Below are 25,075 nucleotides of genomic sequence, written 5' to 3'. Positions count from 1 at the left end.
TCTAGTCTCCAATCTCCGTCTTTGTGCGGACGATTTCCATCCTTCCGGATTTGATCATTTGAACTGTATTGCTTTTCACCAACGTAGGTGTGCGTATCTCAGTGTCGTCGGAGAACGGCCGCAGAGACAGTGATATGAGGCCGGATGCCTCGGCGGCGGAAATAATTTCCACCTGTGTCGGGTCAAGTTCGAGTGTCGCAGTTCTACCAGCAGCAGCAGCAGGCTTGTCTCCACCTTCTCCGTCGATGGCCAGAACACGAATGTTCGATAGTACCGTTCGACTGACCGAACCCTCTCTTTGATCACGTAGAGTGCGAAATCCGGTGTGAATGACATCCACACGATCATTCGGCACGATAAATCCGCCAGAGGCATTGCCTGCGGAGATTTTCACAGCGATGGCACGTTTGCCTTGCGGCAAGGATGCACTGAGAAGGCCGGAACTCTGTCCAACGAGCTTTTCCTTGCGGACAGGTTCACCCGCTGCGAATTTCGCCCGCGACGTCGTGCCAGCAAATTCCTCGACTGCCTCAGGAGCTTCCTTTTTTGTTATCAGACCTGGTCCGATTGCATCAGACGGCCAGCGCTGCCACTGGAAATCTGAGTGTTCCAATTCCTTTCCGAAATCTATTTCATTTGCGGCCACAAGGATTTCGTCCACTGGAACGTAATCCTGAATGTCCGTGACTTTGTGCGAGTGGGTGTGGCCCATCGAAAGATAGGAGGCCGCGCCGCCCGACACGAGGGCAACTGCTAGGATGATAGCTCGAACCATTTTGGGGCCTGTCTGTCAGTTGGGGCGTTTCAGACCTACGGGACCCAAAATGTGTTGGAGATTGTCATCAGAGCACTGATGGCCAAGGCGGCACCGTACGGCACGCCTTCGCCCTTCTTCAGTATCTTGGCACTCAGTGGCCAATGAGGGGCGAGCCACGTGTGGTAGCTACGAGCAATCATAACCGCGATTGTCAGGCCAAGCCCGATAATCGCCGCCGTGACGAGATATTCGTGTGTTGCGTAGTTGCCCATCCAAAGGCTCGTGACAGCCACAAGCTTTGCATCGCCGCCGCCGATCCACCCAAATCCAAAGAGGATGGATGCGACGACAAGCGTGCACAAAGCTATCAACCCGCTGGCAGCCATCGCATCGAACGACAGGCCCGCGAGAGGCGCACAAACTAGATAGGAAACCAGCAATACGAGAATAAACCCGTTGCCGATTTTCATGCACGTCAGGTCAGTGATTGCGACTGCTACATTGACCGACACGAAAACAATTATGGCTGCATGAGCCGCTATACTGGGGAGCATAGTTACACGCGGTAGTTTGAGCTGTTTTTGCTTTTGACTCTTTGGTCAAATTCGCAGGTGCGGGTATACCTTGCGTGATGCCGCGTTGCTATTCGGACAAACGGGATAGTCCAGAATGTCGCATAGCCCAAATGGGATAATTATTAATGAAATCTCTATCCCAAAAGGGACAATGGCCTTGTGGGAATGCTTCCGATAATCAGGCTGGCCCAATAGTTCCAGCCAGTAATCTCAATGCGGCCACGAATCAATCTTTCAGCCCTCATACAGCGTTTGTTAACGAGCGAACAGGGTGCAACTGCGGTCATATTCGCAATCATGATGCCTGTAATCATTGGGGGTTTGGCGCTTGGAGCTGAAACTGGCTACTGGTTCATGATCAAGAACACCCTACAGAATGCAGCGGACGTTTCCGCCCATTCCGTTGGCGTCAGGATGAGGCAAGGAGACCAACTGGCCGATCTCAGGCAAGCGGCAACCAGAATTGCTGTTAGCAGTGGTTTCCACCCCGACTTAGGTGAATTGCAGGTAAACATTCCGCCCCTGACAGGGGATTACCGAGGTAGCCGAGAACACGCGGAGGTCGTTTTGACTGAACGCTATGAGCGCCTCTTTTCTGCAATTTTTAGCAAGACACCTGTGGAAATCTCCACGAGGGCTGTCGTCACCATCAAAGGCGGAACCCCACTCTGTGTATTGGCTCTGTCTGGAGACGGTCGAAATGCGTTTCAGGTTGCTCCTCTGGTCGATGTCACGCTCGAAGGGTGCGGAGCCGCCTCAAACTCATCGTCGAATTCGAGCATAAGCTCCGTCCTGTACTCAGGAAGGCTCTTTGCAAAATGCGTCCAGACGTCTGGAGGCTTCTACATGATCAATGTGCTGGGTTTCACTGCATGTGGAGCAAATCTGACTGCTGCCGCACCAGTTTCAGATCCGTACAGGAATTTCGACGAGATCGACTCCACCAATCTTCCTTGTTCGAACCCTCCATCGTCAAAACAGAACGGGGAGGCGGAGAGGTCAACAGGTCGGATAGTGATAGATGGAACACCCGTCATGCGCTTCTGCGCCGATGTGGAAATCAAAGGGAGATACAACTTTGCTCCAGGCATCTATGTGATCGATGGGGGCAATTTTCGGATCGCGCCTGGCGCTACGGTCACGGGCGAAGAGGTCTCGTTCTTTATCCGAAGAGGGGGAGCGGTCAATATTTCCGCCGCGATTGTCATCCTGAGCGCGCCGACGTCAGGTCCTCATCGTGGCGTACTGTTTTCGAACAATCGCAACGACAACGAAGTCGCTCATAGGATATCGCTGATGAACGGCTCTGTGTTGTCTGGGGTGATCTACCTACCAACGTCATCATTGACGTTCTCAGGGGGCAGGAACTCGCACTGCCTTCAAATCGTAGCCAGCACGATCCAGTTCACTGGGAGCACTTGGGCGAACGCCAACTGCGCCAACGGTAGCCGCTCGCTGATGGCGGGGCAGACCGTAGCGCTGGTCGAATGAGTGTTAGTTCAGCAGTGCGAGATTGGCCCTAATGACAGGATCGTCAGGCGAGCTTTTCTGGGCTTCGAGATACAATCTGCGCGCAGCAGTATGATCGCCACGAAGGTACTGTGAGTATCCCATGTTGTTGAGCACTTTGGGCCTGCGGCCTTCTAGCCTCACTACCTGCTCATAGGCTCGGTCGGCCAGATCGAAACGCCGCAATCGGTCGTAGGACGCCGCCAGGCCGAGCCAGCCTTCAGCGCTCTGTGGATTGGCCTCGACTGTTTGCCTGAAGTGCCTTTCAGCAAGTCCGTAGTTGCCGTCTGCAAACTGATGTTTGCCCTTCTCCAGATCCGAGACGCTGGGGTCAACGCCTCCGGCCATCAGTGAAGAAGGAGCGACTTGTGAATGGTTTGCGTCCGATGCCGTTTGACAGCCAGCGACCGCGAGCGACAGAAGCAGCACACTACCCGTCAGGCATTTTGGGAATCGATTAGTCAATACATTCCCTCCAGTCCTACTCGGAAGTTGTCGACGGCACGGCGGCTCTCTGTTCCGTCTTCGCTCTCTCAGCAGGTACGATAAGCCTTGTTTCTGCCGAGCCGCGTGGCCAAGGATCGACGATTTGCATTGCAGAATTTGCGGCGACTGAGTCGCCGTTTCCATGGGTTACACCGTTGAAGCGGAACGGGTCCTGAGTGGTTTCACAGCCAGCGAGGCAAAAGGCGCTCAAGGCGATGACGGCGGCAAATTGCTTGGTCATCAGTTCAAATCCAGATAGTGCCCGCTGGTGGGCTTGTACGAGGACGCTCTCACTGTGGAGGGCGACGCGGCATAAGCCTGAGTGGCAGTCGCCTTGGGCCGCGCATTGACCTCTAGACTGTTGCCGAGGAAGTATTCGGTTTCATTCGCGGCGGCCACATTGTCCATGGGCGTGGCCACCTTCTTCGTCGGATCTATCGGTTTGACCAGATGGGGAGTCACGATGATCACCAGCTCTGTTTCCTTGCGCTGGTAGGACTTCGACGTGAAAAGCGGCCCGAGGACAGGGAGTTTTCCGAGTCCTGGCACCTGCTCGGTGGTCATATTGTTTTCGTTCTGCAGAAGCCCCGCGACCATGAAGCTTTGTCCGCTTTTGAGGTCGATGGACGTTTTAGCGCGCCGGACTGTGAAGCCTGGAACGGCAATATCTCCGATCCTGTATGAGGCGGTGGAATCGATGGCCGACACCTCTGGTTCGATGTCGAGGGAGATGACGCCATCCTGCATGACCATCGGCGTGAAGCTGAGGCCAACACCGAACTTCTTGTAGGATACGGTAATCTTGCCTTCATCCTCGGAGACCGGAATCGGGAACTCGCCACCTGCGAGGAAATTGGCGGTCTCACCAGAGCGGGCGATCAGGTTAGGCTCGGCCAATCTGCGCGCCACTCCTTTGTTCTCCAGCGTCCTGATCGCCGCATCGACAGACACGCCGCCGTCGACCAGCGTGCCGAGGATGCTGCCTGCCGATCCGATGCTTGTTAGTTGTGGTGTCGAATTGAAGCTTATGCCTCCCGAACCAGCTCGGTAGGTGGCGCTCAATCGAGTGCCGAGTTCCTTGGTTGCGAGCCGATTTATCTCGACGAATCGAACGTTCAGCTGGACCTGCTGAGACCCTGCAAGTTTGATCGAATTGATGACGGTGTCTGGGCCAGTGTACTGCTCGGCGATTTGACGAGCCTTCTCGGCCGATTGCGCATCGAAGGCCTCGCCTGACAGCATGACACCGTTGTTTGCGGCTCGGACGCGGATTTTGGAACCGCTCACGCCTTCGCGGATGGCAGAGGAAATCTGGCCGGAGTCGACGGTAACCTCGACGTCCATATTGCCGACCATGTTCATGGCGTCATCGAACATGGCGATGGTCGTCGTTCCGACCTTTTCCCCTCGCACATAGAAGGTCTTGTTCGAGAGAGGAGTCACGGTCGCGATCTGCGGATCACCGACGATAATTTCGTTGATCCCGTTGTCGGTTTTGACGGTACGCGTCTTGCCTTTAACGACAGTGATGAGCTTCTGTCCACGCACGTGGTCAGCGTTCTGCGCCAAAGCGTCAGACGAGATCGTGTTGACTGAGAAGGCACAAGCGAGAAGGGCGATGATCAGGTAAAGTCGGGGCGACAAGAACCTGACGCGGGAAAGCATGCTCCGCATCATTTTTTCCATATAATATGGGACGGCCATTGCTGGTCCGTCCTCACCCCGCGCTTCACCTATTGCGTAGGGACATGTACGTCAAGCTCGAACCTCGCGTGACGTTGCGTTAATTCTGGACAACGCTCTGGTGAGTTTCAAAAATGTCACATACAATTGGAAGCGAAGACAAATCAGCCGTTCAACCAGTGATTTAATTTCGGGAATTACATATGAACAACAAATCCGTTATCGAAATGGCCGCATCACGTGCGCTTGCGAGAAATCTGACGCCTGAACAGGCTGGATTGTTAAAGCTGGTTCTTGCCAACGATAATATGAGAGGCGATTTTCTTAATCAGATCGATTTTGAACATGGCCACAAGATTGCTCAGAAGGACGAAGACAATCTAAAGCTAATTGCAGCTCTCGATTATGCGCTGGGCCGTTCGACGACAGTGCCGCACACGGTGGCTGACGAGATCAAGGAACATTGGGATTATTTCACCAACCTTGAAAAGCAGGACATCGTCGAGAAAATCGAAAGCGCCATCTCCAAGAACCGCGCTGGCCACGACCTCGACGTGAGAAAGTGGCAGGAAGTCCTGGATCACGCCGATTTGGCATCAGCGCCTCGCATGTGAGGCATTCCTGCTCGCTGGCATCCGTTTCTAGAAGCCTATGGCGTCAGCGAGCATCAAATCTAGCGGAAGAGGTCCAGAACTCTGGAGACCATAGTTGGCTTCTTTTTGGGCGGCAATCCGTTAGTCGCGTCTTCAGCGTAAATTTTCCAGAGGCGATCAAACATACGTGCTGCGTAAAGGTCGTGATCGACGTCGCCGATCAGGTTCTCACGATACTGGATGCCTTTATACCCAGCTTCCGGCTCCAAAATCTCGCGAGAGAAATAATCGAACATGTCCTTTTCGGCCGTGCTCATCTTGTCATAGCGAGCCTGCCAGAACATCCGTTGCAAATAGATGAAACCTGAGCGAACAAATTCGGCAGCCTGATCGGCTTCAGGAGCGTCAATCTGGCCTTTCCACTTGTCGAAGTAGTAGGTCTTCAACGTGTCGGCGTGCTCCTGCGGAATCTCGCTAAAATGGTTGAACATCTTCACCTCATGGATATGCGCACTGCGCGGCCATTTTTTATTTAGTCGCCATCCATTTTGCAATAGTTTATTGGTGCGAAAAATAGCCATTATGGAAATTCAAAAGAAATCTCCTGTTGAAAACCTATCGTTGCGAAAAATTTCGAGCGATTTAATTAACTTGCCATTTAATGACAGGGTTTTCAATTGTCGTTCTGCCCAATTCTGCTTTGTGGAGGCGTGTCATTCATCGCTTCCTGACGCGGGTCACCTTTCCACCTTCGAACATAAAGCCTTCACCCTGTTTGATCGCGGCAGCGACGTCTTCGGATAGCTTGGGGTTATCATTGATTGCGCGACCAACGCCGTTGATGGCGTAACGTTGCACCTGACCCCCTTCATAGGACTTTACGATTGCGAGATGTTGGAGCAGTTCTTTGATGGCAGGGGGAGACACGCGGCGCAGGCCAAGCCGTGCGACATCTCCCTCGCAAACGAGTTCGGCTTCATCCCGTTTCCCCCTCTCTTCGGCCTGAACCATTATCTTCAGACAATAGAGGGCTGCTTTCGAAATCATACCAAGCCTTCTCGTTGAAGGTCATGAATACCAGCTCATGACCTGACGGCTTCTCAGCGTCAGGTCGTCGACGACGAGATCGCACAGTCTTGTATCAGCGACCGTTCCTTTGAACCTCTCACGAACAGAATGCACGGTCTCACCAATCCGATGGGCCATCTCTTTGATTTCTGAGTGAACGATATCGGATGTAACGCCTACCTCTTTCGCAAACCTCGTCCAATTCTCGGCGGTTAGGAGAGTTGGGTCTCTTTCGCCGCCGACGAACATTGCCAGGCGCGGACGCTGTTCCTTGTAGTGTTCGCGAAAGGCGGCGGCATTGTTAACGTCATAGAGCTTGCTCAGATGGGTGCCGTCAGCTTTGTAGACCAGAGAGTAATTTTTGGCATGCGCATCAGGATTGCCGATCAGAAACTGGAAGATCGCGCGTCTCAGTAGCTCCGTGATCGAAGTGATCGGATCTGCTGTCCTGCGCATCAAACCAAAGCACTCTTTCCAACCTGGGCCGCCTTCCTTTTCGTATTTCTCGCGAGGAAAACGCCCAAGGGCCTGACAGAAGTCTTCCTGGTGCAGGCGTCGGACGTAGCGAGTACCGTCAACATCCCCGATGGCGCGATCATAACGGTTGATGAGCAGGAAAGTGACATCCTCGGCCTGTTTGACGTCTGACCTGACTGCATCGATGCCCAATTCAGCGGCGATTTGAAGGCAGAAGTGCTCCACTTTCACAGAGTCTGGCAGACCATCGATGTCGACCTTGACGATATGGGTCGTCGGAGTCCTCCCTTTTGGGAGTGCAAGCTGATTTTTGACTAGGACGAGTGCCGCCTTATTGTGTACGCCTGCGAGCGAGAGCCGAATTTCTCCATCGACGTCTACGAAGAGCGGCTTCTGCGGCAATTCGCGGATGTGTTGAGCAAGCTCCGCTTCCGACATGATAATGAATTCAGGCGTTACCCTGTTCTCAGGGATGACCTCGGCTGCGAGCGGATGGATTGTGATAGCGCCAGGGCAATCGGCACCAAGCTCGTAAAGCAGTCCGTAGTCGTCGCTTACGTCGAGCTGAAAGTGGGCAGCGAGCTTTTTCCTTACATTGATGTTGTCTGGGAGAAGCCCGTCGAAAAATGGACCAGCGGCATCATGCTCATACCTGTCCTTGGAGAAAGGCATTGCGAGCGAAAGCGGATGGCTAAGGCTGTAGTCGTCGTCATATTGAAACGATAGGCGACCATCGTTGGCGACGTCCAAGGTGCCAACTGGTAAGCCGTATAGTCTGACAGATGCGGCCATCAGAGAGACAGCTCCTCATCATCGCCTTGGCTCTTTGATGGTTCTGGAGAGGCAAGCGTTTGGTAGAAAAGCTTGATCCCTAGCGTGTTCACGAGTTTGAAGACCATGTCCGCAGGAGGATTGACCTCGCCAGACTCAAACTGAGACAACCATTTCTGGGTGAAGCCAGTGAGGCCTGCAGCATGAGCTTGCGTCAGACCACGCTTCTTGCGTTCTGATCTGACCAGCTTTCTGATGTCATCTAATGTCTCAATCGGTTCCATAACGCCTCGGTTCGTTTGACCTCACGAAGAAGTCGAACCACAATTTATTACCGATCAGTTATAACGTCAATGGGAAAGGCGGATTATTACCGTTCGGTTGTAAAACCACCCTTGAGGGGAGTATATTACCGTTCGGTAATAGAAGGTTTCATCGTGCCAGCAGTGTCGTCCTCCGGTTGCCGTCACGCTCCGCCGTGGCCCTTCTGCTCGCGGCTCAATCGCTTGAGTTGTCGGCCCCTGTGAGAAGAACTCCTAAAGTCTGCACTTTCCCGTCCACAATGGTGAAGCTGCCTCCCTGCTTCAGGGCTTCCACTACATCGAGGGCGAGATTTGGATCGGCATGAAGTGCCCGCCCGACACCATTGATGACGTATCTTTGGACCGTGGAGCCATCGTTTGAATCCTTGAGCGCCAACACGCTCAACAGCTCGTTGACGGTCTTTTTTTGAACCCGTCGAATTCCAAGCCAGCAACTGTTGCCGTCGCAAACAAGCTCCGCATCCTCATATCGTTCATCGGTTTCGGCCTCGATCATCTCTCCGAGGCACCGGAGTGCGGCTTTGCTCAGCATGGCGTGCTTTCATATGACGGCGCTTCCAATCGGCCGCGAACTTATTTTCAGGATTAAATCCCATAATTTAATCTGTCAACATATTCGAGTTCAGTCGTTGATTGCCGTCTGATGAGAATGCTACAATTTAATTCCTTAATTCCAAAAGGCCAATGAATGGACAGCTCTGAAATATTCACCACAGCTATTTATGTCGCGGCAATCTATTCGACATTGAATATTTTAATCTGGGTTTTCTATCCCACTGTGACTGGCATCCTTTGGCAGGGGTTTCTTGGGAATTTTATCGCCAGTCGCTGGCCGAATTACAGTCAATCGAAAGAGATTTCCCGCTACTCGTTCATGATGGAAGGCCGTAAAGGCATTGTCTTGAAACTTGGCTTATACCCGGCTCCAATTTTCGAGCTATTTCGTTGGGTTCGAGATGGCTTTTCGGTAGCTGTCTTCTTTTGTGTTTTTCCGAGGGATTTAATGGCTGCGCTCATGGTCACTAGCCTGATGGTGTGGTTCACCTACCGGATGATCACAATAGGTTTTTCACCTTCGAATTTCGTTCGTGTCGACAGGTTCTTCGCTTCAGGGCGCGAGTTTTTGTTCATGGGAGCGCTGGTCTACGCGCTGGCCTCCGCAGGCCTTTGGGGCGCTGGCGAACACCTAATTCTTCAGTGATGACCAGCCTTAGCTGTTGTCGCCACCAAGCGCCGATTTTGCATAGCTATCCAGTTTATCTCGCATGCGGGACGATACCACGGCGAGTTCACCAGCGAGTTTTGCCAACTCCCCAGCCTCCTGTTTGAACCCCGCTTCATAGTCAGCTTCGGAAATCGCGTTAAGTTCATGCGCCCTGTTTAACAGGCGGTCGGCAGTCTTCGACGTGATCATTTATCTTCGTAGAATGCCGTCGTACCGACCCCGCATGAGTAGGGGGTCGGTGTGTTTTGAGGTTGAGCTTGTCATCAGGTCGGTCAAGATTGGCCAATGGCCTGATCTAACCTGGCTATTCCGTTGTCCTTTGGCCATCAGATGCAGGTTCTGCCGCTGGCTTTGGCGGGACGACGTTTGCCTTCTTAATCAAATAGCTGAGAGCTTGCGAGAGGGTCGGACGGAATCCGAGTTCGTCGGCCAGTGTGTCAGCGGTGGAACTGATGACTTCAAAAAGTTCTGGTTCGACGGTAATGGATCGTGGCTTAGCCTTTTCCGTAGCTTCCATATCACCATCGGTTTGGGTTTTGCGGGGACGTCCTCTTGGCATTCACTACTCCTTATGTGGGTTGTCTTCGAGCATCCAAGCGATCATCGCTTCTGGTGTAAGCGTGTGTATTCGTTCATCAGCATTTACTCTTTCCAGTAGATCGTCTTTAAAGCCCGATCTACTGAAGAGGATATAAATCTTGTCGGACTTGCCCTTGCCGTAGGCGGTCCTTTCCGAGTTCTCGATCAATCGGTTGAGCATGCCGATGTCCATGGGCGCGTTGAGCCATTTGCATTCGCCATAGAAGAAACGATTGTCTAGCGCGCGTCCGGCGACATCGATGTCGAAGTCTGCATGCCCCCAGATCGCGCCAACTTCGCTGGCAGGAACGCCAAGCAATGAACTGGCGCTTCGCATCATAAAATGGCGGGCGATTCGTTCAAACGCCGCTCCCATATAGGAAGCGAAGTCGGGTACTATGATGCTGGAATAGACTTCATTTCCGTGCCCATTGCTGATCGCAGACAGGTTCGTGCGCACATAGCGATGCCAGAAGATCATCAACGGGTCTGAAATCGAAAAGCGCTGGTTCCGCGACTTCGGTTCTGCATCGAGAGAACGATTCCTTTCAATGAGGTCGAGAGTGTCCAGCTTGGCGTAATAGGGAGAGAGGCTCGCGCCCTCCATATTCAGGCGACCAGTGATGTCCTTGTGCGTTGTGCAGCCATCGGCAATTGCCGCCAGTATGCTGGAATAGGTGCTGGTGTCGCGTAACTCGCTGGTCAGCGTCGCCATGGGGTCATCAATCAGCGGACCTGTCTCGGTCAACAAGAGCCGGATGATGTTTTCTCTCAACGAGAGATCAGGATCGCAGAGCTGAAGATAGTGTGGGACGCCGCCAAAGATCGCGTATGCCTCCAGGGCTTCTTGCGGTGAATACGAGGGGAAGAATTGGATGGCGTCCTTCAACGGAAGCTGCTTGAGGTCGATGCTCATCGTCTTGCGGCCGTAGAGCGGGTTTTTGCCCGCCATTAGTTCTTCCATCTGTGCGATGGCCGAACCGCAGAGGATGAGTTTCAAATTACCTTTCGATGGAGAGCCGCTGTCCCAGAATTTCTGGACGATTGAGGGCAGGGCGGGGTCTTCATCGACGATGTACGGGAACTCATCAATGATGACGCCGAGGCGAGGGTGCTGATCTGCCGCCTTCTCGCTGAGATAATGCAGGACACTATCCCATGAGGACAGTCCATCCAGAATAGGATCGTTCCCCAATGCATTGCCGATCTCAGCCTTGAAAGCAGAGAGATTGAGAGCGGACGTGACGCGTGTCGCCTGAAAGTAGATTGACGGGGTATCCGCGATGGCTTCAATCAGGAGACGGGATTTGCCGATCCGACGACGGCCATATGCAATGACCAATGAAGGCTTCTGCACCTTCAGCTCGGCGTGAAGCTGTTCAAGCTCTCGGGTTCTTCCGACGAATGGTCTGAGAATCGGCATTTAGGGTAATCCAGATTACAGTAATCGCGATTACCTTAATGCCTCAGAGATTGCAAGTGGCTACTTTCAAGCCATGCTACATCGAGAAGCTGGTTGGTGGCTCGTATCCGTGGGCCTCTCGAACTCTCATCACCCATCGATGTGCCTGTTCATAGGTATCGAAGTCCTCGAAGATGCCTTCCAGCTCTTCCCAGTCCTCTGGGTCGTCTCTTTTGAGTGCCACCGAGAACATATGAACGTCCTCTTTTGTCCGCTCTTCGATGATGGCGTGCCAGCCTTCATTCACATGTGGAATCTCTTCACGCGAAATAGGCTGCTCTTCATAGAGTTTCGCCCTGATCTCTTCACGTCGGAACAGTTCGGGTAGCTTTTCGCAGCGTGCGTGCCATAGCTTTCTAAAATCGTCGACGGTGCCGAATTCATCGACATATTTGATGATCTTCTCAGCGGCCCACTGGAGCTTTTCTTTGTTATCAGAGCCTTTGTAATTCATGAAATCTTCAGTGTAGATCAGGGAAGACGCTATGTCGTTGTAGTCGAGATCGATGCCGTGCAAATCTCGGGTCAGGATTACTTCCCAAGCCATGGCCTTGGCTTCCACCGTCGCTGATACGTTGCCCAGCATCATCCTGTTTCTCGGGTCATATGGATTCAAGTGCGACAGGACAGGCACGCCACCTCCGAAGCCAAAGGCCGTACGGATGCAGCGTTCTTCGGGAACGGTGATGAAGTGGCCCATTTCATGCTGAGATGCGGAAACGTCTCGTTTCCCCTGGCTGGCTCCATACTTTGTGGGGAACGCAAAAAATTCCAGCTTGTCGTCCTGCCAATGCTGCCGGACGCCGTCAGACCCGCTCAGTCGCAGATATTTGCTGTATGGCGCAATGAATTCGTCTTCGATCACCTTGAAGGCCTTCTCGGCGTCGTCGACGCTCCGGAATTTTCCGTCGATCTTCATCATGGCTTCGGCGCTTCTTTGAAGACCTGGCGGACTTCGGTAATCTTGATCTGCTCAGGGTTCCACACGACAGCATGAACCTGGCCGCCCTTCTCTCGATATAGGCCGTCATAGCCCGTCACTTCAGTCACCTTTGCCAAGAAAGCGGCTTCCTCACCGTCGAAAAAGTCGTTGTTCATGGTGTTCAATAGAGCAATAGCGTCTGGGCTGCCATTCATGTTCGCATACGACCTCACGGCGATGTCGAGTACCGAGTCCTGCGACTTGCTGCTCAGGTCGCCAAAATTCCAAAGAACGTCGTCAAGGTTTGGCGATGCCTTCAGAATTTTCCTAATGTCGTCGTTTGAGAAATAGGAGTCCATTTCGAGTGGTTTTTTGATTTCTATTTCGGCCTTAATCAGGAAACCTTCATCCACACCGCGCATGAGTGCGTAGTTATGAGCAGTTTCCTCCTCGTTGGTGAAATAGAAGCCGCTACCCAATTCATCGAGACCCTGACCGATAAATCTGGCATCGAATTTATCGAATTCCGCACTCGTGCCGTGGAACCAGCTCTGGCCTCTTTCTGGAGTGAAAGGCGCATTCACGACGTAATCTTCAAAATTTCCGCTTAGATCACCGATGATTTCTCCATTGAGATTGCATACGACGTCGGTTGGGATGTTGGAACCTTCTTCAAAACGAATTACGAAATTGGATTTGAGAGAGTCCTCTGCGTCGGCACTATCCGGATCGAGAAAAACGGTTCGCTCAATGACATTTCCGCCTTCGTCATAGGTCCACGGATCAGCATCTTCGACCAGATAAATAAAATCGAACTCGGAATAGATTTTCTCTGCGGTTGCGCGGCGGCTTTGCGAAAGGCTCATTGGTATCAGCTCCTTGAATGAATTCCATTTTCTGAATTCATTGCTGAAATCGACAAGCGAAATATTGGCGCGGATATCTACCTTCCGTTTCGAAAGGCGTTACATACGGAGTTGGGTATCCGGCGATTGGCCAGCCTCGGCCATCAGTTCGTCGATGATCTCGTGCTCCAGGTGCTCGAACGTATAGGCGACAAGCTCTCGTGCCAGATCAGACATCGGATCGATCTCGTAACCGCATTCGGCCGCAAGGCAGGCTGTCATGGCGGCGTATGCGCCTCTTGGGTAGTCGAAGCCAAGGATCTCGGAGGCAAGTTCTGCGGTCTCGTTGGTCGGATACAGATCTTGATAAAACTGGAAGACTGGGAATGCCGCTACAGTCGCGCTTCCATCAGCCTGCATTTTCCACTGTTGCTCCGCCATTGCGAGGTCGCGGTGGCCCTTCTCACATTCTGGATTAGCCGTCAGCTTTGCGCGGATCGCGCTTACAAGCAGCTGACCGACTTGGATGGCCGCATCTAGAGCTGATTTCATGGTTTCAGGTGATGCATGGCATTGAGCAGCATGAATGAACTCGTGACGGAGCACTTCTCGGCTTACGTCGCCTTCGGTGATGATGAGGACAATGCCGTCATCACGGAGCATCGTGCAAGCGAGGCCCTTGTTTCCGAAGTTTCCAGCAAAACCGCGCCAGATCATGTTCCTCTCGCTCTCAGGAATCTCTTCCGAGTGCTTGCCGATCATGAGCACCTTTCCGGCGTCTACGAGGCACTGTTGGGCTTCCGTCAGTTCGATTTGAGACAATCTTCTCTCCACTTTCGATCTCTCTGGCTAGACGCAGGATGCCGCCGAGCGTCTGCAAGGAACCAGAAATTCGGGTGTTGCATGCGAAAAGCCCGAGGTCGAAAATCCCACCTCGGGCTTTTAATTATTGGATTTATGATCGACCGATTAGCTCGCCATAGCGGGGGCTGCGTAATAACGTTCCCGGACTTCATCCGCGACCCCGGCAACGAGGCTGTCGACCTTCTGCTGCGATAGGCATTCAATCGCGAGATTGCCGAACAAATGATTTACCTCTTTCAGGAAGTCACGGTTCGGGTCACGGCTAACGAGAATTTCGTCGCCATTCTTGGATGCAATCATTTGACCAATCACAGCGGAAAAGAGCGTTGGCGACTGAATGATGCTTGGGCGTTCGACGAAGTTCAGACGGAAGTCGGAGAGGCTGAACAGGGTGTCCAGGACTTCTTCCATCGAATGGTTCTTTACGCGGCTGGCAAGTCGACCACCCCAGAAGAGGCGGGAAACAGCGTTACGAGATTCAATGAGACGGTGGGCGTCTGCAAAGAAGTGGCTCTTCACGTAGTTGACGGCCTTCTGGTCGTCCTCTGCTGCTACTTTCCAGCGAGTGCGGGAATATTCGAACAGATCGCCGTGGGTAAGCGATGCCCAGAGTTCTTCACGACGAGCCAGTTCAGGCGAAACGCCCTTCAGTGCATCGAAGATGATCTTGGCATTCTTGGCGTCGGATTTAGCGCCGCCAGTGTTGTCGAGACCGTCGAAATTGCCTTCGATATCGACATACGAACGTCGAACCAGCTTTAAATCTTTGAATGTGCCTTCGCCTCGATAGAGCGGGAGGTTCACGGCGATGTTTTCCTTCAGGACTTCGAGGCCTTCGGTGCTGATCATATAAATGCGCATTATAGGTAATCTCCTTCCACGTTGAGCAATGCCTTACCGAAGTCACCCATCGGGTTCTTTAGAAGGTGCTGCGCCACGATATGAGCTTCATCGTTGAGAACGATCTCATTGGAAGCTGCAATCATGTTCGAAATCACACGTGCCCATGGCAGCTCGATTTCCGGGTCTTTCTTCAGTTCGGCGACTGCGGCGACGAGGCCCTTTTCGTATAGACCGTTGACGAGCAAGGCCTGAATATGCGGATCCTTGAGATCACGCGCCTTCTGAACGGCGTCATGCGAGTCCTTGTCCAGAAGAATGTCGATAGTACCCTGACGAAGGTCAAAGTCGTATCGACGACCCGTTGCTTCGGGATCGACAAGCAGGTTCACAATCGATGTCGCGGCCTTGAAGGATTCACGCTCCATGTAGAAGGTGATCGGCAGCGAGAAGGCCAGAATTGCGCCTTCCTGAACGTCGTATTCGCCTTCGAAAAATTCGACGAAGTTATTGCTGGTAAATCCATCAATGTCTTCGTTGGCGACCACGAAGAGGGTGAACTCGGTCTTGCCCGTGACATCGCCTGCCGGAATGACGTGAACATGGTTGTTGTCTTCGATGAAGACGGCTTCCATGGACATCACTTCACGACAGTGGATGGACACGCCTAGACGTGCCTTCCCCTGTTCGATGAGAGCAGAAAGGGTCGGCTCCGTCACCGCATAATTGAATGTGCAGAACACAACTTCTGTGCCATCAGCGTCGCGCCCGTACTGAGGCTTTACGCTGAATGAGATGGTGCCGTCGCGATACGAAGGCATTTCTGCGCCCTGTTCAAGAACAGGATGAGAGTACATAGAGTCTTTCTTAAATCGCATGAGCTACAATCCCCACTGAACCACCACGAAAATCACGGTCAAACGTGACTTCAATTCGACTATTGTTCTGATCGAGTTCGACATGAACTTTGCCGTTGACCACCTCACCGACCGAGCTGGAAACGACTACCAGATCGTCGGACTCGGAAAGGCCATTCCGCTGGAAGGCGATTTCAAGCTTCACTGGCTCCTTCACCAGAGTTTCCAGCTTGAACTGGCGCTTGCCCTTAAGGACACCACGATGCTTCACATGCATGCGGACGCCCTTTTTGCCTTCACTGGTGCCTTCGACTGACTGATCGCCACCGAGGTCAAGAGATGCTGGCGAGCTGACATTGAAGCCATTGCCTGATGTCGGATCAAGCCCTGGACGGTCAGTAATCGGACCTGGAGGGTTTTCTGGCCCCTCGAAAGTTACCTTGCCGCCAGAAACCGTCTCGGTCTCGCCGTCATTGTTCAGCGTGCCTACAGACACACTGCCGTACTTGCGGCCGCCGAAACCGATTGTCTTGGTTTCATCGCTGATCTTCACTGCGCCATGGATGTTGTATTCGCCACGGTCGCCGTTCTGATCGTCGGTGGTGTCAGCGAGAAGGTCGCTAAGCTCGGTCACATTGCTTTCCTGCGAAGCCTTGAAGCCTGCATGAGTGTCAATGAACTGCTTCACCGTGGTTTCGAGCGCCTTCAGGATGCGACGGCCAACCGCTTCATCGGAAGCGTGTCCAGGCAAGAAATCATCATGAGCAGGCGGCTCCATCTGACGCAGAGTTTCACGCGCTTCCTTGTCAAGTGGCTCAACCACACAGGCGAACGGCTTCACCATACGGAAGCGCTTGAGACCAGCCATCTGATCGGTGATCTTCATGCCGTTTCGATTGAAAACAACCTGACGCGGCAGACTGCGATCAACGAGGATGGTCAATTCGACATCCCCGAGTTCAGGGATGTTGACGACTTCCTTGATCGAATTTTCCGAAGTCAATGCCTTGTAGTAGAAGTAGCTCATTTCGAATTCGTCGTATCGGCCGAAGTCGCGAACGGCATTGACAACGTCCAGATCAGTGAACAGGGACTGGATAGTGTCCTTGTTGATCACAACATCACCGATCTCCAGTTCAAGCTTGTTGTAGAGGATCGCGGCGAAGAAATTCTGGAGGGTTAGACCGATCATCAGCTCCTTCCAGTTCTCCTGATAATTGAATGCCAGAACGCTGATGGTCGTGCCTTGGGTGTCAGGACCAAGCGAACCGTCTCCACGACGGAGCCAATCTGGTAGATCGCCATATTCGTATGCGGCGTCAAAATTGCCGTCGTCAGGGCCAAAGAAGGATTCGTCCTTGTAAATGACGTCGCGGCCTAGAGCTTCGTCATAACGCTTGTGCGACTTCAGAATTGCCTTGCCCTGAACGAGCGGGCGATAGGTTCCGTCGTCTTCGCAAGACACGGATGTCACAATGGTGGCGCGAGCATTGGACAGGGTGTACTGAGCGAATTTACCGATGCCGAACGAACCTGTAGCGCCGATGTCCGCCTTATTGGTAACACCGTCAGCCTTGAGCAACGCGTGAGCAGTGGAATTCACGTCATTGACGGAACCCATAAGGCCCTTTGTGTTGTAATCAGCAAGCTGGAGAACGTGAATCTTATCCTTCGACAAATCAGCAATAGCCTTGTCGAGCGAAGCCAGGACCTTCTTGTCCTTCTCGCCGTCTTTACAGCGCGTGATAATGTCGACCAGGCCGTCGATATCAGGGATAGCACTGCGCAAGATTTCGAGGTGTTTGATAATAACGCGAATGAAGCCATCGCCACGGTTAGCGTCGAGGGCGTTCTGAAGCATTTCACGGATGAAGGCTAGAAATGCTTTTCCCTGAAAACCCATAATGCCTGGGTGGTTAAAGCCCTTCGTACCGCCAGAGAGTTCCGTGGCGCAAAGCCACTTGTTTTTGCATAAAACAGCGGGAGTTTTGCTCATAAATAGAGGCCTTTCTGAATTTGATGGTGAAGAATTATTCAAAATTAAGATGATTGTCAACATTATTTGCTTAAAAAATAGAAAATGTAATTGAAAAACCTCATTTAATGCAAAAAATAAGGCCGAGGCATTACACCTCGACCTGGAAGAAGCCAAAATGAACGATTTGGAGCTTACATTTTCGGGCTTGAAGAACCGAATTCCTGCTCCAGCTTTGCGATAGTCTCAGCGAATTTCTCATGAACGAGATCGTGCTGATGTTTCGGAACTGCGACTGCGAGAGTGAAAACCGTCTTATTATCGAAACGATAGCCGTAATTCGTCTTGGACGAACGAACGCGGGCATGAAAACCCTCGACCGCACCAAGCTTGTTGATTTCAGCCTGCAGGAACTTCCGTTCCTTTTCGAAGTCGTAGTGCCGTTCCTGTGGTTCCAGGTGCACGTCGGCAGTCATCAGCGCAAGACGAACAGCGTCTGCAGGCGCTTGCTGATCCAAGATATCCAGCAATGGTTCGACGGCGGCCAGAGCGACTTCGCCCTTGATCCTGTCATCACTGACACGAAAGCGTTTGTGGTCTGCCTCGACGATGAGCTTGTGTGCCTCCTGATTGCCGTAGCTCCGCTCTGTCTCAACAAAGACGTCGTAATGCGAGCAGTTCTGGATAGCCTTGATCGTGTCATACCAGACGTAGCCTTCGGCGCGACTGTATTTCGGAATTGGCAGGAACGAGCATAGCTGCTCAGTGATCTGCTTCATTCGCTCATAGTGAGCAGGGTTCGAGCTACACATTTTCGTTGTGGTCGTGCCAATCCTCATTGCGTCAGCGACCATCATCAGATCGCCTAAGTCGAATTCCACCAGAACCTTGCCGCTCATATTTGCCCTATCATCGTTTGACATGATGACTCCTTTAATATGGACATAAATAAATCGAAGTCTATTTACAATGGAAAATTCACATTGACGGAATATTTTCGGGTGTCGCATCGAAAAGAAAATCGAGTTCGATTGGCTTTGCCTCCCAGCGCTCGATTACCATTCTCGAATATGGGCCGATATTGGTGTACTGTCCGTAGTCCCGAAGCGTTTCTGCTACTTTGTTCAGGGCTTCATCGGAAAATTCATGAACCTCTGCGGCTCGCCATGCATCACGAAAATCCAGGTACGCGTCAATGTGACTGCGATCCCAGTCTCTCATTTTGTCCGTGTCATGCCTGATCCAATGCTTTGCTTCGCTTTTCAGCTCGGTCTTTTCACGACGAACCTCATTGACGTGACCAAAAATATAATCAGCATTCGAAATGACATTGACGTCGATCTGTTCAATAGTAGCCAAATGTGCGATCACTCGGTCTACTTCTTCGCGCTGGTCAATTGAATATACGAGCACTTTTTCCTTGTCATCGAATTCGGGTTCTCCAAATACAACGCGCAAGTTTACGACCGGATCGTCCTTTTTCGATGAGAAGTTGTACATCTCTTTCGAAAAATCGAACACGAAAACAGGCTCGGGCACTTCAGTATAAAGGACGCCATCGACAGCGATAACGTTGGCCGCAACCTTGTTGGCGAGTTTTGACAGCTGTTCTTCACGGCTATTGTTGTGAATGATTCTAAAGTCGTCGGGCTGCGGAGTCTCGATCTGACGATTGTTTATATTTTTAATGTCGTATTTTGAGAAGTTTTGGCTATCGAAAACGCTACTTTTTGCCATATCGATGAAAGTCGGAGGGCTGTTGTAGCCGTATCCTTCTATGACACCCAGATTGCCCTGTGTTCTGATGTAGCCTGAGTTTTCGTCATCTGGATTTGAGCTTCTGTCTGCAATGAACCAGCGCCCATCGAAATAGCGTAGGCGCTCAGTGGCATGTTCCGACGTCAGGATTGCACCCTCGGGGGCTTCGTATGGAGAAACGTCGGTGACCTCCAGTTCGACGAATTCCAAATAAGATTTGGCAGCTTCATTACGGTGACGAGGGAAAATGCCAACTATGCGGTATTCGAGAGGAAATTCGTGATGAGACATGAATAAAATCCTGATTTTGAGTTCGTCCTAATGTCACATTCAGGATCGCAATCGACAATGCCGATGATGTCGCCATATGCCAGCCTGCTGGAAGAGCGGTTCTAAAGCCTCAACGTGGTCGCCTTTGCCGCTTCCAGCATTTCCGGCACCAAAACCATTTCGGCTCCATTCAGACTCGTCAAATCACTGTAATGTTCGAACGGGTTGAGGCGGGTGCCGAAACCGATGACCGTCACGCCATTTGCATTGTCATCGAACTTGAATGTGTCCGTGATCCTGCCCTTGAAAGCGTCATAGCCTGCAGGACAGGTCTCAGGAGATGCGCCTCTCATGCACCCGAGGAACTTGTCCATCTGGTCTCGGTAGAGATCGAAGCCGCGTTCGAGCGAGGTGAGCTTTCGCACCCAATGCGGTGATGCCCATCCTTGGTTATTGCCTTCCGGATGGAAGAAGAAAAGTTCACCATCCCAATCCTGCACTGTTGGCTCTATCATGGCATGGAGGTGCCCAGCTGCAAGCTCAACTGCCGCCTCGTCCATGCCGAAGCATTCAGCTATCCCTTGGACGGCGTCTTTGGCCAAATCCAGGGACCATGCCGACGTAGCGTACTGGAAATCCTCAATTGAACTCTCGTCGTAGCCCAACACGGCCGCCAAATGGCACGACAGAGCAAAATGGACCTCGTCTTCATCGGGCACCATAGAAGACAACGGAACGCGCATGGCGTAGATGCGAGGTTCACCGCCAAAAACCTCTGCGGCTTGTTTCGCGTAATAGCATGCGGTGTTCTTTTCCAAGGCCACGTAAGTGCCGTCAAACGCAACCATGTGATCTGTTGCGCTATCGATGCTCGTGGATAGCTTTTGCGACAGCTTTGTCATTGGCCTTGAAAGGAAGCCATTTTCCTGGATCGAGCCGTCGAACGCGCTGGTCGTGCCATGGAAGGCAATGACGTAGGTTTCGTTGTCAACCATTTTAGATGCTCATTACAGGCGGTTGCTCAGGAGCCAGCTCGTCGAAATTGAGATCGAGGTCAATGGCTCTGCTCCGCCATTTGTAGATGGCGACCTGAGTGTGCAGGCTGATATCTTTGGCCTTGCCGAAGCCATCCAACTTATCGACGAGCTGATCGATAGCGTCATCTGTCGCCTCAGGCTTCTTTGCCTCTTCGAAGGCGTCGCGCAGTTCTCCCCACGCGGTCAGCCGAGGGGTTGGCCACGTCTTCATCCAGTCGATATCGCGAACAAGGGTTTCGGCCGCCGCGAGCAGATTGGTGCGGTCATCGTCAAAGGTCTGAAATTCGCCCCCGCCGTAATAGAACTCGCCATAGCTGGAGTTTTCGACCTTAATCCCCAGATGCTTTCCGATGTGTTCAACGACCTGGTCGAGTTCATCCCGTTTGTCGAATGGGAAACGGAAAACATCTTCGTAGCGAGTTGGCTTGAAGCGTGGCTTTGAGTAATCAAGCGCAAGACGGGCAAACGCTTGTGGTCCTTCGCTGTCATCATAAATGTGAAGTTCGAAAACGGGTTCTTTGACTTGGAAATAGAGGACGCCGTCAATTTCAATCAGATCGGCAGAGACGTTCTCGTGCAATCTTTCCAGGTCGTATACACGACTGTTATGAGTGATCTTCTTGAAGCCAGACATGCTTTCGTCAATGTGTGCTCTATCAAGAAAGCCCTGTTCAATCCGGTCATGGCCACGATGATCGCGAAACGCGCTTCCGCCGCGACCTAACTGGTTTATACGATACAGAGCAGAGCTTCGGAGGTCTCTGTTAGCCTCCGAATAGCTGTCCTTTATCCAGTATTTGCCATCATAGTAGCGGATTTCCTCCTGAGTGGTGTCGTTCTTGAACGAGCCAATGATTGAGGTTTCAATTTCGCTAACTTCCCTGACATGAAGTGATACGATTTCGAACGCTGCAAAAGAGTCGATGCCATCATCATACTCAGACTTCCGCTTTCTCGTTTTCTTATCGCTTTTTATGCCATAGATGGCATAGGCAAGAGGGAAATCGTGCGCGCCCATACTGTCTCTCCAAAATACCAAAATTCAGGCAATTATGGAGAGCTAAACCTGAAAGCGACAACTGCAACAATCGATGGGATCCGATTTAAATGGAAGGCTGCGTGTTAGGCTCAATTAGGTCAAGAGATTGCGACAAATCGATCTCTCTGGTCTCCCATTTATAGACGGCTGCACGTGCGTGCGTGCTCAAGCAAAGAACACCGTCCTTCCCTTGCAAGCCATCATATGCCTTTAAAGCCTCGGCGAGGGCGTCCAGAGTATCTTCTGGCGTTTCTTCTTTTTTAACGGCGGTCGCGTTCCTATAGGCATCGCGTAGATTTCCCCACGCAGTTAATTGGGCGACTGGCCAGTCCTCCCAATATCTCTTGTTTTCGACTAACACTTTTCCAGCATTAAGCAGGTTCTTTCGATCATCGTTGATAGTTGTGAACTCTCCGCCAAAATAGTGTTCGCCATCAGATATGAAGGCGGGTTCCATATTATGATCATTTCTCAAATGCTCGATCATAAGGTCTAGTTCGTCGCGCTTGTCAAAAGCAAAGCGGAAGCTGAAATCATAGTCGTAAAGTGAGTACCTTCCATGATAGGTGTCCTCGTACTTTAAAAAATTTACTTGAACCCAAGCCTTTGGATACTCAGGTTCTTTGCTGGCGTGTATTTCGTATATGGGTTCTGGGACCTGCACGTATAGCTCGCCGTCAATTTCAATGATGTTGTCTTGAACCAAGTTCTTCAGACCGTTTTCTGAATCGGTTTTCCCGTTTTCTGTAACCGACTTGAAGCCTAGGGTGCTCTCATCAATGGCTTCACCGCTTTTAAACTGGGCTGTGCTATTATGACAAAAACGATCTCTGAAAGTGCTTGCGCCTTCCTCCAGCGCATCTTGGCGCGATAAATTCCCAATGCGCCGTAAATTCATCCCATCTTCTGAGGTGTACGCATCTTTGATCCAGAACTTGCCTTCAAAGAACCGGATCGTTTCGGTGTGATCGCCGAGTTTGACGGCACCGATAATGCTTGTGTCGATCTCACTTACTTCTCGCACATGCAGATGCGCAATTTCGAAGGCTCTTTTGCTTTCTTCTTTTCGAGTCCCAGGCATTTTGCCTTTCACGGAATATGAAAGTGGAAATTTGTGCATGCCCATTGAGGCTCTCCCCGTATTGTCCTGTGCTAGTTCGAATATTGATCACCCGCCTGAAAGCAACAATTTCTCTGTTGAACTAACCTTTTCAAACCAATTCATTGATGAGATCATTGTCTCAATGACATTTTAAGGATGATTTCATGACGCCGCAGAAACCATGGGTTAGACAAGAAGATATTGAGAAGATGACTGCGGCCCTGGAGAATTTCAGAGGCGCAGAATGGTGGTTCCAGACCGAAAACTCGGAAATAGCGTCAAACGCGCTGTCGCCATTGGTAATGCAGAACATGAAACTACAGTTTCAGGCAGGCACCCTTGAACTCAATGTCCACAAATTCAAGAACGCTTTGAATTCGGCGATCCTTTATAATTTGGAAGCTCGCAAGCTGCAGCGTCGAGTGACTGAATTGGAAGAGCAATTGGCCAAGCTGACCGCCGATTGAAAAAGGCCCAGCTTTCGCCAGGCCTTCATCGCCCATTACCGTGGTTTACGAGACCAAAGCCGCTTGGCTTGGTTGGCCTGATGGTGACATTGAAGTCGACCCACCTTCATCATCAAAGGTTGCTGGTTTCAGCTTTGTCGTCAATCACGATATCGGCAAGCCATCCGTACTGATCGAAGTAGGGAACCGCGAAACGTTCTCTCATCGTCCTGTGCTGTTGAGCACGCTCGATATCGCCCTTGGACCTTGCAATACAGCGCTGGTCGAGAATGTCCGTTGCCGTGTCCACTATGATTGTGATGTCCAGTGCCTGCCTGATAGGCGGGTGAAGCAAATAGATGCCGTCGCAAAGGATGATCGCGGGCCGCTGGTTAGGCAGTGAGACGTCGTAGGTTCCGTCCAGATCACCTGTCTCGCTGTTCCACGCTCTTTTGTAGCTATGACGACCTGTTTGCTTCAGATCGGAAATCGCACTCGCTATGGCGTTATAGGCGTACCAATCGCGCGGGTTCTCGATAGCGTCAATTTGGTTTCGATCACCAGTAGCCCGAGCAACTGCAATCAGCTCCTGGCGCTCACGATAGCCATGGGTGGAGAAGAGATCGCAGTTCAGCCTAATGGTCGGGATTGAGGCCAGATAGATGAATTCCCTACACAGCGTCGACTTGCCCGCGCCTGCGTGTCCGCAGACACCAACAACAAGTGTCCCGTTCTTGGCGACATATCGTTCGAGAGTGCGGACGAGGTCGATAGTCTTCACAAGAGCGCCTTTGGACCATCGGCAGCCGAAACGATAAGCGTTTGACGCGGCGTGCCTGCGACTGCTCGAAGCTGCTCTGTTGATTTCAAACTGTTTTTCATGTGACCTCGTTGTTGCTTTTCTCATACATAATTCTAGTTAAATAATGAATATGTAAGCAGAAATGCGTAATTCCATTTGAATTTGCGAGCCGATAATGCTGAATAGACGAAACTTTCGGAGTTAGGCCAATGACTGTTTCATACACTATTTCCCCAGCGATCCCTTCCAAGCTCATGGAGCAAACGGTTCCAGGCCAGCTCCTACTGCAGTTCATGAGAAAGGAAGTCGTTGATGGGGTGACGATGTCCCGTCTTTATCGGATGGGGCCAGATTTCGATAAGCTTCAGAATTACTACTATCTCTCGTTGCAGAAGGATCATCAGTACCACGGTCAAATGGACATCCCTCATTCGCTCGCAAGAGAGATGATTGTTTTTACGGACGGAATGGCTGAAGACCATCCTCTTTACGATCTGCGCTTGGTCGCTGAAGCCAGTTTGGCTGAACCAGAAGGATTGCAGCGCGTCGACGATTACCAATTTGAAGAAAAACTCGAAGATCTGTTGCAGGCGCTGTGCCAAGCGGCCCCAGACAAGCTGCCTGTGGTCACGGTTGAAGGCTCGCGAACGGGCGATAAACTAACCATCGGCGAGCATGGCGGTTTCGCATCGGTTATCACCGCTGATGGATACGAGACCATGACGACGCAGCTGTTCATTCATGAAACCACAGCCCGTCTGAAGGCCAAGAAATCGGTCGAGGCTGAAGCTCCTAAGGCTGGCATGTGAT

The 25,075-nt window shown here is 51.7% G+C and carries 30 protein-coding genes; 5 read left to right on the top strand and 25 right to left on the bottom strand.

Translation table 11 applies throughout. The features are described from left to right. Position 1: 1 nt before the first annotated feature. Positions 2-775 (bottom strand): Flp pilus assembly protein CpaB, encoded by a 774-nt coding sequence (cpaB, locus tag QU595_RS12135; protein ID WP_315922248.1) that lies wholly within the window; start codon positions 773-775, stop codon positions 2-4. A gap of 35 nt (positions 776-810) precedes the next feature. Beyond that, a complete protein-coding gene (locus QU595_RS12130) occupies positions 811-1,311 on the bottom strand; it encodes a prepilin peptidase (RefSeq protein ID WP_315922246.1) in 501 nt (166 codons plus the stop codon). 234 nt (positions 1,312-1,545) lie between these two features. On the opposite strand from QU595_RS12130, the gene QU595_RS12125 reads away from it, so the two are divergent. Then, entirely contained in the window at positions 1,546-2,823 is a 1,278-nt protein-coding gene (locus tag QU595_RS12125) for a TadE/TadG family type IV pilus assembly protein (RefSeq protein ID WP_315922244.1), read from the top strand. A 3-nt stretch (positions 2,824-2,826) separates the two neighbouring features. On the opposite strand, the gene QU595_RS12120 is transcribed toward QU595_RS12125, so the two are convergent. Genes QU595_RS12120 through QU595_RS12110 form a run of 3 tightly spaced genes read right to left on the bottom strand, consistent with a single transcriptional unit; the run spans position 2,827 to position 4,992 of the window. After that, positions 2,827-3,306: a tetratricopeptide repeat protein gene (locus tag QU595_RS12120; RefSeq protein WP_315922242.1), complete on the bottom strand. Its 480-nt coding sequence runs from the start codon at positions 3,304-3,306 to the stop codon at positions 2,827-2,829. 16 nt (positions 3,307-3,322) lie between these two features. Beyond that, on the bottom strand, positions 3,323-3,568 hold the full coding sequence (locus tag QU595_RS12115; protein ID WP_315922240.1) for a hypothetical protein: 246 nt from the start codon (positions 3,566-3,568) through the stop codon (positions 3,323-3,325). Further along, entirely contained in the window at positions 3,568-4,992 is a 1,425-nt protein-coding gene (locus QU595_RS12110; RefSeq protein ID WP_410000506.1) for a type II and III secretion system protein family protein, read from the bottom strand. The genes QU595_RS12115 and QU595_RS12110 overlap by 1 nt, the downstream gene beginning before the upstream one ends. A 221-nt stretch (positions 4,993-5,213) precedes the next feature. Here QU595_RS12110 and QU595_RS12105 point away from each other — a divergent pair, with 221 nt between their 5' ends. Continuing rightward, positions 5,214-5,624, top strand: coding sequence for a hypothetical protein (locus tag QU595_RS12105; protein WP_315922235.1), 411 nt, complete (start codon positions 5,214-5,216; stop codon positions 5,622-5,624). A gap of 59 nt (positions 5,625-5,683) precedes the next feature. Here the strand turns inward: QU595_RS12105 and QU595_RS12100 are convergent, their stop codons facing one another. The 5 genes from QU595_RS12100 to QU595_RS12080 form a co-directional block, all read right to left on the bottom strand. Further along, positions 5,684-6,184 carry a hypothetical protein gene (locus QU595_RS12100; protein ID WP_315922233.1) on the bottom strand — a complete coding sequence of 167 codons (501 nt, stop codon included), beginning with the start codon at positions 6,182-6,184 and terminating at the stop codon, positions 5,684-5,686. A 136-nt stretch (positions 6,185-6,320) separates the two neighbouring features. Then, positions 6,321-6,650, bottom strand: a complete 330-nt coding sequence (locus QU595_RS12095; protein ID WP_315922231.1) for a hypothetical protein — start codon at positions 6,648-6,650, stop codon at positions 6,321-6,323. A 21-nt stretch (positions 6,651-6,671) separates the two neighbouring features. Continuing rightward, positions 6,672-7,940, bottom strand: a complete 1,269-nt coding sequence (locus QU595_RS12090; protein WP_315922230.1) for a type II toxin-antitoxin system HipA family toxin — start codon at positions 7,938-7,940, stop codon at positions 6,672-6,674. Beyond that, positions 7,940-8,203, bottom strand: coding sequence for a helix-turn-helix transcriptional regulator (locus tag QU595_RS12085; protein ID WP_315922227.1), 264 nt, complete (start codon positions 8,201-8,203; stop codon positions 7,940-7,942). Before QU595_RS12085 ends, QU595_RS12090 begins: the two co-directional genes overlap by 1 nt. 214 nt (positions 8,204-8,417) lie before the next feature. Then, positions 8,418-8,738: a hypothetical protein gene (locus QU595_RS12080; RefSeq protein WP_315922225.1), complete on the bottom strand. Its 321-nt coding sequence runs from the start codon at positions 8,736-8,738 to the stop codon at positions 8,418-8,420. A gap of 192 nt (positions 8,739-8,930) precedes the next feature. Between QU595_RS12080 and QU595_RS12075 the strand changes: the two genes are divergently transcribed. Beyond that, a complete protein-coding gene (locus QU595_RS12075; RefSeq protein WP_315922223.1) occupies positions 8,931-9,443 on the top strand; it encodes a hypothetical protein in 513 nt (170 codons plus the stop codon). Positions 9,444-9,452: 9 nt separating this feature from the next. Here the strand turns inward: QU595_RS12075 and QU595_RS12070 are convergent, their stop codons facing one another. From QU595_RS12070 to QU595_RS12005, 14 genes are all read right to left on the bottom strand, one after another. Continuing rightward, complete coding sequence (locus tag QU595_RS12070; protein ID WP_315922221.1) at positions 9,453-9,656, bottom strand: hypothetical protein; 204 nt, start codon at positions 9,654-9,656, stop codon at positions 9,453-9,455. Between the two features lie 115 nt (positions 9,657-9,771). Then, positions 9,772-10,026, bottom strand: a complete 255-nt coding sequence (locus tag QU595_RS12065; RefSeq protein ID WP_315922219.1) for a hypothetical protein — start codon at positions 10,024-10,026, stop codon at positions 9,772-9,774. A 3-nt stretch (positions 10,027-10,029) separates the two neighbouring features. Next, positions 10,030-11,469 (bottom strand): ATP-binding protein, encoded by a 1,440-nt coding sequence (locus tag QU595_RS12060; protein ID WP_315922217.1) that lies wholly within the window; start codon positions 11,467-11,469, stop codon positions 10,030-10,032. A gap of 76 nt (positions 11,470-11,545) precedes the next feature. Beyond that, the gene (locus tag QU595_RS12055; protein ID WP_315922215.1) at positions 11,546-12,430 is read right to left on the bottom strand and encodes a hypothetical protein; all 885 of its coding nucleotides are present in this window, start codon (positions 12,428-12,430) and stop codon (positions 11,546-11,548) included. Continuing rightward, positions 12,427-13,296 carry a hypothetical protein gene (locus QU595_RS12050; protein WP_315922213.1) on the bottom strand — a complete coding sequence of 290 codons (870 nt, stop codon included), beginning with the start codon at positions 13,294-13,296 and terminating at the stop codon, positions 12,427-12,429. The genes QU595_RS12055 and QU595_RS12050 overlap by 4 nt, the downstream gene beginning before the upstream one ends. 99 nt (positions 13,297-13,395) lie before the next feature. Next, complete coding sequence (locus QU595_RS12045; protein WP_315922211.1) at positions 13,396-14,097, bottom strand: hypothetical protein; 702 nt, start codon at positions 14,095-14,097, stop codon at positions 13,396-13,398. A gap of 147 nt (positions 14,098-14,244) precedes the next feature. Then, positions 14,245-15,000, bottom strand: coding sequence for a DUF6339 family protein (locus tag QU595_RS12040; protein WP_315922209.1), 756 nt, complete (start codon positions 14,998-15,000; stop codon positions 14,245-14,247). Beyond that, positions 15,000-15,857, bottom strand: coding sequence for a hypothetical protein (locus tag QU595_RS12035; protein ID WP_315922207.1), 858 nt, complete (start codon positions 15,855-15,857; stop codon positions 15,000-15,002). Before QU595_RS12035 ends, QU595_RS12040 begins: the two co-directional genes overlap by 1 nt. Next, positions 15,847-17,832, bottom strand: coding sequence for a hypothetical protein (locus QU595_RS12030; protein ID WP_315922205.1), 1,986 nt, complete (start codon positions 17,830-17,832; stop codon positions 15,847-15,849). Before QU595_RS12030 ends, QU595_RS12035 begins: the two co-directional genes overlap by 11 nt. 173 nt (positions 17,833-18,005) lie before the next feature. Beyond that, entirely contained in the window at positions 18,006-18,734 is a 729-nt protein-coding gene (locus tag QU595_RS12025) for a hypothetical protein (protein ID WP_315922203.1), read from the bottom strand. Between the two features lie 55 nt (positions 18,735-18,789). Next, positions 18,790-19,860: a hypothetical protein gene (locus QU595_RS12020; RefSeq protein ID WP_315922201.1), complete on the bottom strand. Its 1,071-nt coding sequence runs from the start codon at positions 19,858-19,860 to the stop codon at positions 18,790-18,792. 101 nt (positions 19,861-19,961) lie between these two features. Further along, entirely contained in the window at positions 19,962-20,834 is an 873-nt protein-coding gene (locus QU595_RS12015; RefSeq protein ID WP_315922199.1) for a hypothetical protein, read from the bottom strand. Between the two features lies 1 nt (position 20,835). Beyond that, a complete protein-coding gene (locus tag QU595_RS12010; RefSeq protein ID WP_315922197.1) occupies positions 20,836-21,894 on the bottom strand; it encodes a hypothetical protein in 1,059 nt (352 codons plus the stop codon). Between the two features lie 85 nt (positions 21,895-21,979). Then, positions 21,980-23,041 (bottom strand): hypothetical protein, encoded by a 1,062-nt coding sequence (locus tag QU595_RS12005; protein ID WP_315922195.1) that lies wholly within the window; start codon positions 23,039-23,041, stop codon positions 21,980-21,982. 140 nt (positions 23,042-23,181) lie between these two features. Between QU595_RS12005 and QU595_RS12000 the strand changes: the two genes are divergently transcribed. Next, on the top strand, positions 23,182-23,484 hold the full coding sequence (locus tag QU595_RS12000; RefSeq protein ID WP_315922193.1) for a hypothetical protein: 303 nt from the start codon (positions 23,182-23,184) through the stop codon (positions 23,482-23,484). Positions 23,485-23,596: 112 nt separating this feature from the next. On the opposite strand, the gene QU595_RS11995 is transcribed toward QU595_RS12000, so the two are convergent. Further along, a complete protein-coding gene (locus tag QU595_RS11995; RefSeq protein WP_315922191.1) occupies positions 23,597-24,244 on the bottom strand; it encodes a hypothetical protein in 648 nt (215 codons plus the stop codon). Positions 24,245-24,474: 230 nt separating this feature from the next. Between QU595_RS11995 and QU595_RS11990 the strand changes: the two genes are divergently transcribed. Continuing rightward, complete coding sequence (locus QU595_RS11990; RefSeq protein ID WP_315922189.1) at positions 24,475-25,074, top strand: hypothetical protein; 600 nt, start codon at positions 24,475-24,477, stop codon at positions 25,072-25,074. Position 25,075: the final 1 nt, after the last annotated feature.

This window comes from Mesorhizobium sp. SP-1A (assembly GCF_032460275.1).
Classification (GTDB): domain Bacteria; phylum Pseudomonadota; class Alphaproteobacteria; order Rhizobiales; family Rhizobiaceae; genus Mesorhizobium.
The sequence above is the reverse complement of the archived record's forward strand: the minus strand, read 5'-3'. Positions and strand labels throughout refer to the sequence as shown.

What these genes read in the sequence shown, in the direction of transcription:
- cpaB (WP_315922248.1), bottom strand. Translation starts at nt 775, where the DNA reads ATGGTTCGAGCTATCATCCTAGCAGTTGCCCTCGTGTCGGGCGGCGCG.
- QU595_RS12130 (WP_315922246.1), bottom strand. Translation starts at nt 1,311, where the DNA reads ATGCTCCCCAGTATAGCGGCTCATGCAGCCATAATTGTTTTCGTGTCG.
- QU595_RS12125 (WP_315922244.1), top strand. Translation starts at nt 1,546, where the DNA reads ATGCGGCCACGAATCAATCTTTCAGCCCTCATACAGCGTTTGTTAACG.
- QU595_RS12115 (WP_315922240.1), bottom strand. Translation starts at nt 3,568, where the DNA reads ATGACCAAGCAATTTGCCGCCGTCATCGCCTTGAGCGCCTTTTGCCTC.
- QU595_RS12110 (WP_410000506.1), bottom strand. Translation starts at nt 4,992, where the DNA reads ATGCTTTCCCGCGTCAGGTTCTTGTCGCCCCGACTTTACCTGATCATC.
- QU595_RS12105 (WP_315922235.1), top strand. Translation starts at nt 5,214, where the DNA reads ATGAACAACAAATCCGTTATCGAAATGGCCGCATCACGTGCGCTTGCG.
- QU595_RS12100 (WP_315922233.1), bottom strand. Translation starts at nt 6,184, where the DNA reads ATGGCTATTTTTCGCACCAATAAACTATTGCAAAATGGATGGCGACTA.
- QU595_RS12095 (WP_315922231.1), bottom strand. Translation starts at nt 6,650, where the DNA reads ATGATTTCGAAAGCAGCCCTCTATTGTCTGAAGATAATGGTTCAGGCC.
- QU595_RS12090 (WP_315922230.1), bottom strand. Translation starts at nt 7,940, where the DNA reads ATGGCCGCATCTGTCAGACTATACGGCTTACCAGTTGGCACCTTGGAC.
- QU595_RS12085 (WP_315922227.1), bottom strand. Translation starts at nt 8,203, where the DNA reads ATGGAACCGATTGAGACATTAGATGACATCAGAAAGCTGGTCAGATCA.
- QU595_RS12080 (WP_315922225.1), bottom strand. Translation starts at nt 8,738, where the DNA reads ATGATCGAGGCCGAAACCGATGAACGATATGAGGATGCGGAGCTTGTT.
- QU595_RS12075 (WP_315922223.1), top strand. Translation starts at nt 8,931, where the DNA reads ATGGACAGCTCTGAAATATTCACCACAGCTATTTATGTCGCGGCAATC.
- QU595_RS12070 (WP_315922221.1), bottom strand. Translation starts at nt 9,656, where the DNA reads ATGATCACGTCGAAGACTGCCGACCGCCTGTTAAACAGGGCGCATGAA.
- QU595_RS12065 (WP_315922219.1), bottom strand. Translation starts at nt 10,026, where the DNA reads ATGCCAAGAGGACGTCCCCGCAAAACCCAAACCGATGGTGATATGGAA.
- QU595_RS12060 (WP_315922217.1), bottom strand. Translation starts at nt 11,469, where the DNA reads ATGCCGATTCTCAGACCATTCGTCGGAAGAACCCGAGAGCTTGAACAG.
- QU595_RS12055 (WP_315922215.1), bottom strand. Translation starts at nt 12,430, where the DNA reads ATGATGAAGATCGACGGAAAATTCCGGAGCGTCGACGACGCCGAGAAG.
- QU595_RS12050 (WP_315922213.1), bottom strand. Translation starts at nt 13,296, where the DNA reads ATGAGCCTTTCGCAAAGCCGCCGCGCAACCGCAGAGAAAATCTATTCC.
- QU595_RS12040 (WP_315922209.1), bottom strand. Translation starts at nt 15,000, where the DNA reads ATGCGCATTTATATGATCAGCACCGAAGGCCTCGAAGTCCTGAAGGAA.
- QU595_RS12035 (WP_315922207.1), bottom strand. Translation starts at nt 15,857, where the DNA reads ATGCGATTTAAGAAAGACTCTATGTACTCTCATCCTGTTCTTGAACAG.
- QU595_RS12030 (WP_315922205.1), bottom strand. Translation starts at nt 17,832, where the DNA reads ATGAGCAAAACTCCCGCTGTTTTATGCAAAAACAAGTGGCTTTGCGCC.
- QU595_RS12025 (WP_315922203.1), bottom strand. Translation starts at nt 18,734, where the DNA reads ATGTCAAACGATGATAGGGCAAATATGAGCGGCAAGGTTCTGGTGGAA.
- QU595_RS12020 (WP_315922201.1), bottom strand. Translation starts at nt 19,860, where the DNA reads ATGTCTCATCACGAATTTCCTCTCGAATACCGCATAGTTGGCATTTTC.
- QU595_RS12015 (WP_315922199.1), bottom strand. Translation starts at nt 20,834, where the DNA reads ATGGTTGACAACGAAACCTACGTCATTGCCTTCCATGGCACGACCAGC.
- QU595_RS12010 (WP_315922197.1), bottom strand. Translation starts at nt 21,894, where the DNA reads ATGGGCGCGCACGATTTCCCTCTTGCCTATGCCATCTATGGCATAAAA.
- QU595_RS12005 (WP_315922195.1), bottom strand. Translation starts at nt 23,041, where the DNA reads ATGGGCATGCACAAATTTCCACTTTCATATTCCGTGAAAGGCAAAATG.
- QU595_RS12000 (WP_315922193.1), top strand. Translation starts at nt 23,182, where the DNA reads ATGACGCCGCAGAAACCATGGGTTAGACAAGAAGATATTGAGAAGATG.
- QU595_RS11990 (WP_315922189.1), top strand. Translation starts at nt 24,475, where the DNA reads ATGACTGTTTCATACACTATTTCCCCAGCGATCCCTTCCAAGCTCATG.